Raw genomic sequence first — 7701 nt, forward strand, 5'->3', positions numbered from 1 at the left:
ATCGCAAGTTGCCGGAGGTTGCATCGCTGTGTAGCCGTCTAACTGCAAGCCGGAAGCCGAGAAATCGAACGGGTCGAAACGTCCCGAGGATTGCCAGCGGCCATGCCGGAATGGTGCATCGGCGCCTTTGTCCAACCCGACGGCGGTGCGATCAAATATGCCGATGAAGCCGCGAAGAAGACCTGATCGCCGGGCTCCCTTGTGGTCCGTTCCGCCGCGATCTCCACGGATCGCGGCGGAACGGGGCATGCTCGCGGCGGAAATTCCCCAAGTCATTCGGGGATGAGCAGGCGCGCTCGAATAGATGTGCTCCGAACTTTCGTTGAATATTAGGGGACTAGAATGGGATGAAGATTCGGTTTTGGCGCGTAATCTATTCGTGATATTTTGGCGTTGCTGTTTCTGGTCACCTTTGGGGAAGGGGATTGTGATGCTTGGCCCATTCAAAGTCGCGGCGATAGTGGGGATCGGGATTTCGCTGACGAGCTTTGCGCCGCCGCCGGCTTTTTCGGCCGCCGCGCTCGCAGCGCTCGATCCGAGCCGTCTTGCGACCCTCCTCTGCGGGGGCAGGCGTGCGGGGTCGTCGCTGGCGCAGAATCTCCTTGTCGCGGCGGCGTTCGCGGCGCCGGCGAGCGAGGGCAGGCCGATCCCGCTCTTTCCTGACCTCGCCACTTCACCGTTTCCGGTTTCGACCGACAAGGATCAGGCCCGGCGCTATTTCAGCCAGGGGCTGCTCCTGACCTATGGCTTCAATCATGCGGGCGCGGTGCGCTCGTTCCGCGAGGCGCAGCGGCTCGACGGCGATTGCGCGATGTGCTGGTGGGGCGAAGCCGTCGCGCTCGGCCCCAACATCAATGCGCCGATGGACGATCGCGACCGCGGTGCCGCGCTGGACGCGATGGACCGCGCGATGGCGCTGCGAAGCACAGCCACGCCGATGGAGCGCGCGCTGATCGAAGCCGTCGCGAGGCGATATTCGCGCGATCCGGGAAGCGACCGCGCCGCGCTCGATGCGGGCTATGCCGACGCGATGCTCGACGTCGCGCGCCGGTTTCCGGGCGACGACGATGTGGCGGTGCTCACGGCCGAGGCGGTGATGAATACGAGCCCGTGGAACTATTGGGAGGCCGACAAGAAGACATCGGTCGGCCGGAGCGGCGAGGCCGTGCGGCTTGTCGAGGCGGTGCTCAAGCGCAATCCCGGCCATGTCCAGGCGAACCATCTCTATATCCATCTGGTGGAAGCGAGCGACCCGCAGCGTGCCGAGGCGGCGGCGGACCGGCTGGCGAGCCCGTCGGCACCCAGCGCGGCGCATCTCGTCCACATGCCCGGGCATATCTATCAGCTGCGCGGCCGCCACGCCGATTCGATCCGCGTCAACATCGCGGCGGCGCGCGCGGACGAGGAATATATCCGCAGCGCCGGCGACAACGGGCTCGTGCGCTACGGCTATTATCCGCACAATATCCATTTCATCGTGACGTCGGCGCAAATGGCGGGTGACATGCCCACCGCCATTCGCGAGGCGCAGCGGCTGCGGACGGTGCTCGATCCCAAGACTTCGGCTCAGATTGCATGGATCCAGTCGATCGATGCCGCGCCCTATTTTGCGATGGCGCAATTTGCCGATCCGAAAGCCATATTGGCGATGCCCGCGCCCGACGCGAGCCTCGCTTATCCGACGGCGATGCGGCATTTCGCCCGGAGTATCGCCTATGCCAGGCTTCGCGACCGCAAGGCCTTCGATCGCGAACTGGCGGCGATGGCCCGGATACGGACGTCGGATGCCATGAAGGCGATGATCGAACAGGGCGTGCCGGCGGGCGATCTGGTCTCGCTGGCCGAGTTCGTGGCGCGCGGCCGGTTCGCAAGCGTGCAGGGCCGCACCGACGACGCCATCGGTTTCTACCGCCAAGCGATCGCGATCGAGGCCGGCCTTCCCTATCAGGAACCGCCCTATTGGTATTATCCGGTGAAGCAGTCGCTGGGCGCGGCGCTGTTCCGCGCGCGGCGCTATGGCGAAGCGAGCGATGCCTTTCGCGCCGCGCTGGCGCAGACGCCGAACAACGGCTGGGCGCTTTACGGGCTCGGCCGCAGCGAGGCGGCGCAGGGGAACAGGCTTGAGGCGGCCGCCGCCGACAAGGCCTTGTCGAAGGCATGGATCGGCGACAAGGCCTGGCTCCGCATGGATCGACTATAGGTCGGCGCCCGGAAACGCGGCGCAAAGCCCTTCGGCTTTTCTCTGGTGATTTTCTAGGGAGATAGTGGTGCCGCTTACAGGACTCGAACCTGTGACCCCATCATTACGAATGATGTGCTCTACCAACTGAGCTAAAGCGGCAACGAGGGGCGCCACTAGCAGCGCCTTGGGATGAAAACAAGCGTCCTTGCGCAGGTTTCGGCGTTCGCGTTCGGGGCGGGCAAAGCGGGGACGGTCCGCTGCCTAATCCTGACCCAGCGGTAGTTCGGTCGTCGCCTTGATTTCGGACAGCGCCACGGTCGAATTGATTTCCTGTATCCCCGGCAATTTGCTCAGCTGGTTGAAGAAGAAGCGTTCATAGGCGTCGATGTCCTTCGCGACGATGCGCAGCATGAAATCGGTCGTCCCCATCAGCACATAGGCGTCGAGCACCTCGGGAAACCCCCGGATCGCGGCGCTGAATTCGTCGAGGTTGGCGCGGCCGTGGGCGTTGAGCTTCACCTGTGCGAACACATGCGCGTTGAGCCCGACCTTGCGCCGGTCGATGATCGCGACACGCTTCCTGATGAAACCCTCGCGTTCGAGGCGGTCGATGCGGCGCCAGCATGGCGAGACCGACAGCCCGACGCGCTCGGCGATCTCGGCCGTCGTTTGATTCGCGTCGCGCTGCAATTCGCGGAGAATTTTCATCTCGAATGGATCAAGATCGGTCATTTCATTCCCATATGACAATTATTCGGATCATAAAATGCAAAATTCAGCGTGGGCGGCCGATAATCGATCAAGAATGCCCAAGGCGGAAATGCGACAAGGCACGCTCAATCAAAGGAGTATGTTTCATGGTCGTCCGTCTTGCCCGTCTGGCCCCGCCGCTCGAATGCGTGCGGCTCTATGATCTCGAAGCGGGGCTCGACGGATTCATTGCGATTCACTCGACGGCATTGGGGCCGGGGGCGGGCGGCTGCCGCCTGTGGTCCTACCCCGATATGAAGCAGGCGCTGGGCGACGCCGTGCGGCTGGCCGAGGGCATGAGTTATAAGAATGCGCTGGCCGGGCTGCCGCTCGGCGGCGCGAAGGCGGTGTTGCGGCGTCCCGAGGGCGAATTTGATCGCGTGGCCCTGTTCCGCGCGTTCGGCCGCGCGGTCGAAAATCTGGGCGGGATGTATGTCACCGCCGAGGATGTCGGCACGTCGGTCGAGGATATGCAGGAGGTCGCCGCGGTCTCGCGCCACGTTGCCGGCCTGCCTGCGGTGGCGGGGCGTGCGGGGGGTGATCCGTCGCCGTGGACGGCCAAGGGCGTGTTCGAATCGATGCAGGTCGCGGCCGGGTTCGCATTGGGGCGCGATCTGGCCGGGCTGACGGTGGCGGTGCAGGGCACCGGCAATGTCGGCGCCGACCTGTGCCGCCGTCTCGCCGACGCGGGTGCGCGGCTGGTCATCGCCGACGTCAATCCGGCGCGCCGCGACCGGCTGAAGGCGGTGCTTGGCGCCGAGGTCGTCGACGTTTCGGAGATCGCGTCGGTCGAGGCCGACATCTTTGCGCCCTGCGCGCTCGGCGGGGCGCTTGACCGCGAGACCGTCGCCAGGCTGAAGGCGAAGCTCGTCTGCGGCGCGGCGAACAACCAGCTTGCGACCCCCGACGTTGCCGCGCTGCTGCTCGAACGCGGCATCGCCTATGCCCCCGACTATGTCGTCAACGCGGGCGGGATCATCAACGTGTCGGCCGAATATCTGGGCGAGGACGAGGATGATGTGAAGCTTCGCGTCGCCGAAATCGCACCGCGCGTCGGCGCGCTGCTCGAACGCGCGGCGCGCGAAGGCCGCTCGCCCGCGCTGGTCGCCGACGAGATGGCCGAAGAGGTGATCGCGGGCGCGCAGCGCGAGGCGGCCTGATGCACCGCTTTCATGTCGACGCAATCCTCGATCCGCAATCGCTGCCGCGCGTCGCCAATTATTTCGCGCAGCGGTCGATCGTGCCGAGCGCGATGGCGATGCGGGTCCTGCCGACGCATATGCGGATCGAAGTGACGGTCGCGGGGCTTCCGCCCGGGCAGGCGGCGATCATCGCGGCGAAGCTGGGCGAAGTCGTCGCCGTCACGGGGTCGGAACTGGAAGAGCTTGTCGCCGAGCTGGCCTGACGAGCCAATGGCGGCCCGTAGCGAACGGAGCCAAGCTCAGCTACGGGCCGCAACAGTATCTCTACTGCTTTGGTAGAGTGACATCGGGGCGATGGTTTGGCTAGACAGGGTGCGTTCGAAACAGCGCAGCAACCACTCGATTCATCGCCCGAAATGCCACCGCAGCAAAAGACCAGAACCGGACTCATCATCCGCCACGTTCCGCACGAAGGGATCGCCGGATATCGCGAACCCATCGAGGCCGCGGGATATGCGCTGGCGCGCCTCGATGTCTCCGATGCGAATTTTGGCGCGGTCGATCTGGGCGAGCCCGACCTGCTCATCATGATGGGCGGTCCGATGGGGGTTTACGAGCAGGACGCGCACCCGTGGATCGCGTGCCAGATGAAGCGCCTGGCACGCCGGCTCGACGCGGGGCGGCCGACGCTCGGCGTGTGCTTCGGGGCGCAGATGATGGCCGCGGCGATGGGCGCGCGCGTTTATCGGGGGCGGGCGAAGGAGGTCGGGTTTCACCCGCTGAGCTTCGTCGACACGGCCTCACCGCTGCGCCACCTTGCCGATGTGCCGGTGCTCCATTGGCACGGCGACACCTTCGACCTTCCCGATGACGTCGAATTGCTGGCGTCGACGCCCGCCTATCCGCATCAGGCATTTCGGCGCGGCAACAATATCCTGGCGCTGCAGTTCCACGGCGAAATGGGCCTCGATCCGCGGTTCGACGAATGGCTGCGCCAATGGCCCGATGCGCTCGACGAAACCGGCGGGAGCGTGAACGGAATGCGCGACCTCCATCGGCGGCATGGACCTTCCGCGGTGGCGGCGGGGCGTATGATGATCGCCGAATGGCTCGCCGGGCTGACGGACTGAACGGCCTTCGCCGACCTTCAAGATTTTCTTTCGTGGTGGCGAGGCCGCGGCAGCTTGCCTCGCCCGCGGACGCGTGCGAGGGCACCGGCGAGCAGTCGGAGACGAAGACGATGCAGTTCGACGTGGTGATAGTGGGCGCGGGTCATGGCGGGGCGCAGGTGGCGATCATGCTGCGCACGCAGAAATTTGCAGGGACCATCGCGATCATCGGCGACGAGCCCGAACTTCCTTATGAACGCCCGCCGCTGTCGAAAGAATATTTCGCGGGCGAGAAGGAATTCGAACGCATCCAGCTGCGTCCCGCCAAATATTGGGACGAGCGCGAGGTGACGATGCTGCTCGGCAAGCGCGTCATGTCGGTCGATCCGGCCGCGCACACCGTCACCACCGATGGCGGCGAGACGATCGGCTATGGCAAGCTCGTCTGGGCGACCGGCGGGTCTCCGCGCATGCTCCCGATCCCCGGCGGCGACTTGCCCGGCGTGCAGGGCGTGCGCACGCGCGCCGATGCCGACGCGATGAAGGCGGCGTCCGAAACCGCGGGCCAGATCGTCGTGATCGGCGGCGGCTATATCGGGCTCGAAGCCGCGGCGGTGCTGAGCAAGGCGGGCAAGAAGGTCGTGCTCCTCGAAGCGCTCGACCGCGTGCTCGCGCGCGTCGCGGGTGCGGACCTGTCGCGCTTCTACGAGAAGGAGCACCGCGATCATGGCGTCGACCTGCGCCTCGGCGTGTGTGTCGATGCCATCGAGGGCGAGACGAAGGTCACCGGCGTCCGCCTGGCGGGCGGTGAGGTGATCCCCGCCGATCTCGTCATCGTCGGTATCGGTATCGTGCCCGCGGTCGAACCGCTGATCGCCGCGGGCGCCGACTGCGCCAACGGCGTGCGCGTCGACCGCCTGTGCAAGACGAGCCTGCCCGACGTCTATGCGATCGGCGACTGCGCGGCGCATGCGAATGACTTCGCCGAAGGTGCCGAGATCCGGCTGGAATCGGTGCAGAACGCCAATGATCAGGCGAATGTCGTCGCGAAGGGCATCGTCGGCGACGAAGCACCCTACCACGCCATCCCCTGGTTCTGGTCGAACCAATATGACCTCAAGCTCCAGACCGCGGGTCTTTCGACCGGTCACGATCAGGCGGTGCTGCGCGGCGATCCCGCCACGCGCAGCTTCTCGGTCGTCTACCTCAAGGCGGGCAAGGTCATCGCGCTCGACTGCGTCAATGCGACCAAGGACTATGTCCAGGGGCGCATGATCGTCACCGCGGGGCTGGTGGCGACGGCCGAGCAGCTCGCCGACACCGAAACCCCGCTGAAAGCCTTACTTCCCGCCTGACGCCTACCAGCGGATCGTCACCCCGACCGTGCCGCCATAGCGCCGGCTGCGCGGCCCGTCGGCGTCAAAGGCATAATCGCCCTTCACATGCACCGCGACGCTGTCGCCGAGGCGTGCGATCAGCCCGGCGCCGACTTCGGCCTCGGTGCGGCCGAGGTCGGTGCGGATCGGATCGGTGCCGAAGCGCGTCGACTGGTCGCCCGAAAAGCCGTGCCAAAGGCTGGCGTGGAGATAGGGCTGGAAGCCGCCATATTCGCCCTGGAGACGCAGTCCGGCGCGCCCCGTAAGCGAATCGCCCGTGGCGAAATCGATCGTCGAGAAGGCGTCGGTGCGGTCGTCGAGCTTTACCTGCTGCCACAAGAGCTGCGCCTGCGGTTCGAGCGTCCACTTGCCCGAGAGCGCGATCGGATATCCGGCCTCGAGCGATGCGGTCCAGCCGGTGCCGTCGACGTCGATCGCCATGCCCGAACTGGCGGCGGCTTCGCCGTCGAACCAGCTGTGCATCGCCACCAGGTCGACGTACCAGCCGCTTGTCCCGACGAGCGTCGCATAACCGGCAAGGCTCGTCGCCTTGACGTCGATCTGGCCGACGGTCAGGTCGTTCCAGCCGAGCGCGCCGCCGCGGACGGTGCCGTCGGTCGATGAGCGCCCGACGAAGGCGCCGAGACGGATATTCGTCCCGCCATCCTCGCCCCAGCCGGCGAAATCCTGCCCGATCTGGAAACCCGAGAGGTCGCCGTCGAGCGAGGGTGCGACGTCGCCGTCCCATTTGATGTCGCTATTCTCGGCGAAGACGCGGCCCCATGTCGCGGGCAGTACGCCGCCGCCGCGCAGCAGCGCCTGCTCGCCGCGGCGTTCGTGGAAAGTGCCGAGCGTCGCCGACGCCAGATGATGCGCGACGGGCCCCGCCGCGACAAAGGCCGCGACCTCTGGACGGAAGAGCGGAACGACTTCGCCAGCCTCGGCGACCACCGGAGTTGCGTCGGGAGTGGGCGGTTCGGCCGCCGGGTCAGGGGTCGGCGGGGGAAGCGGCGCGGGCTCGGCCGGCGGTTCGGGCGGCGGCGGCGGCGCTGCGGGTTCGGGCGCCGGGGGCGGCTCGGGCGTCGGTGCCGGCGGCGGATCGGTAACCGTCACCGGCGGCGCCGGATCGACCGGATCGGGCT

7 protein-coding genes and 1 tRNA gene are annotated in these 7701 nt (G+C 66.4%); 5 read left to right on the plus strand and 3 right to left on the minus strand.

The features are described 5' to 3' along the window. Positions 1-430 precede the first annotated feature (430 nt). Complete coding sequence (locus tag FG91_RS18990) at positions 431-2200, plus strand: tetratricopeptide repeat protein (protein ID WP_037518275.1); 1770 nt, start codon at positions 431-433, stop codon at positions 2198-2200. A 65-nt stretch (positions 2201-2265) separates the two neighbouring features. On the opposite strand, the gene FG91_RS18995 is transcribed toward FG91_RS18990, so the two are convergent. Both FG91_RS18995 and FG91_RS19000 read right to left on the minus strand, forming a co-directional pair. After that, a tRNA-Thr gene (locus FG91_RS18995) sits at positions 2266-2341 on the minus strand. Positions 2342-2443: 102 nt separating this feature from the next. Then, a complete protein-coding gene (locus FG91_RS19000; protein ID WP_037518261.1) occupies positions 2444-2914 on the minus strand; it encodes an Lrp/AsnC family transcriptional regulator in 471 nt (156 codons plus the stop codon). Positions 2915-3039: 125 nt separating this feature from the next. Between FG91_RS19000 and FG91_RS19005 the strand changes: the two genes are divergently transcribed. The 4 genes from FG91_RS19005 to FG91_RS19020 all read left to right on the plus strand — a co-directional run bounded on the left by FG91_RS19005 (position 3040) and on the right by FG91_RS19020 (position 6538). Further along, the gene (locus FG91_RS19005) at positions 3040-4092 is read left to right on the plus strand and encodes a Leu/Phe/Val dehydrogenase (protein WP_037518262.1); all 1053 of its coding nucleotides are present in this window, start codon (positions 3040-3042) and stop codon (positions 4090-4092) included. Further along, a complete protein-coding gene (locus FG91_RS19010) occupies positions 4092-4337 on the plus strand; it encodes a hypothetical protein (RefSeq protein WP_037518264.1) in 246 nt (81 codons plus the stop codon). The genes FG91_RS19005 and FG91_RS19010 overlap by 1 nt, the downstream gene beginning before the upstream one ends. Before the next feature lie 153 nt (positions 4338-4490). Continuing rightward, on the plus strand, positions 4491-5204 hold the full coding sequence (locus FG91_RS19015) for a glutamine amidotransferase (protein ID WP_037518266.1): 714 nt from the start codon (positions 4491-4493) through the stop codon (positions 5202-5204). A gap of 110 nt (positions 5205-5314) precedes the next feature. Then, positions 5315-6538 (plus strand): NAD(P)/FAD-dependent oxidoreductase, encoded by a 1224-nt coding sequence (locus FG91_RS19020; RefSeq protein ID WP_037518276.1) that lies wholly within the window; start codon positions 5315-5317, stop codon positions 6536-6538. Between the two features lie 3 nt (positions 6539-6541). On the opposite strand, the gene FG91_RS19025 is transcribed toward FG91_RS19020, so the two are convergent. Beyond that, the coding region (locus FG91_RS19025; protein WP_037518268.1) for an autotransporter family protein at positions 6542-7701 on the minus strand (1160 nt) is incomplete at its 5' end.

Source organism: Sphingopyxis sp. LC81 (assembly GCF_000756375.1).
Classification (GTDB): Bacteria; Pseudomonadota; Alphaproteobacteria; order Sphingomonadales; family Sphingomonadaceae; genus Sphingopyxis.

Excerpts from the sequence above, each read along its gene's own strand:
- FG91_RS19005 (WP_037518262.1), top strand. The coding sequence starts at position 3,040 with ATGGTCGTCCGTCTTGCCCGTCTGGCCCCGCCGCTCGAATGCGTGCGG.
- FG91_RS19000 (WP_037518261.1), bottom strand. The coding sequence starts at position 2,914 with ATGACCGATCTTGATCCATTCGAGATGAAAATTCTCCGCGAATTGCAG.
- FG91_RS19010 (WP_037518264.1), top strand. The coding sequence starts at position 4,092 with ATGCACCGCTTTCATGTCGACGCAATCCTCGATCCGCAATCGCTGCCG.
- FG91_RS19020 (WP_037518276.1), top strand. The coding sequence starts at position 5,315 with ATGCAGTTCGACGTGGTGATAGTGGGCGCGGGTCATGGCGGGGCGCAG.
- FG91_RS18990 (WP_037518275.1), top strand. The coding sequence starts at position 431 with ATGCTTGGCCCATTCAAAGTCGCGGCGATAGTGGGGATCGGGATTTCG.
- FG91_RS19015 (WP_037518266.1), top strand. The coding sequence starts at position 4,491 with ATGCCACCGCAGCAAAAGACCAGAACCGGACTCATCATCCGCCACGTT.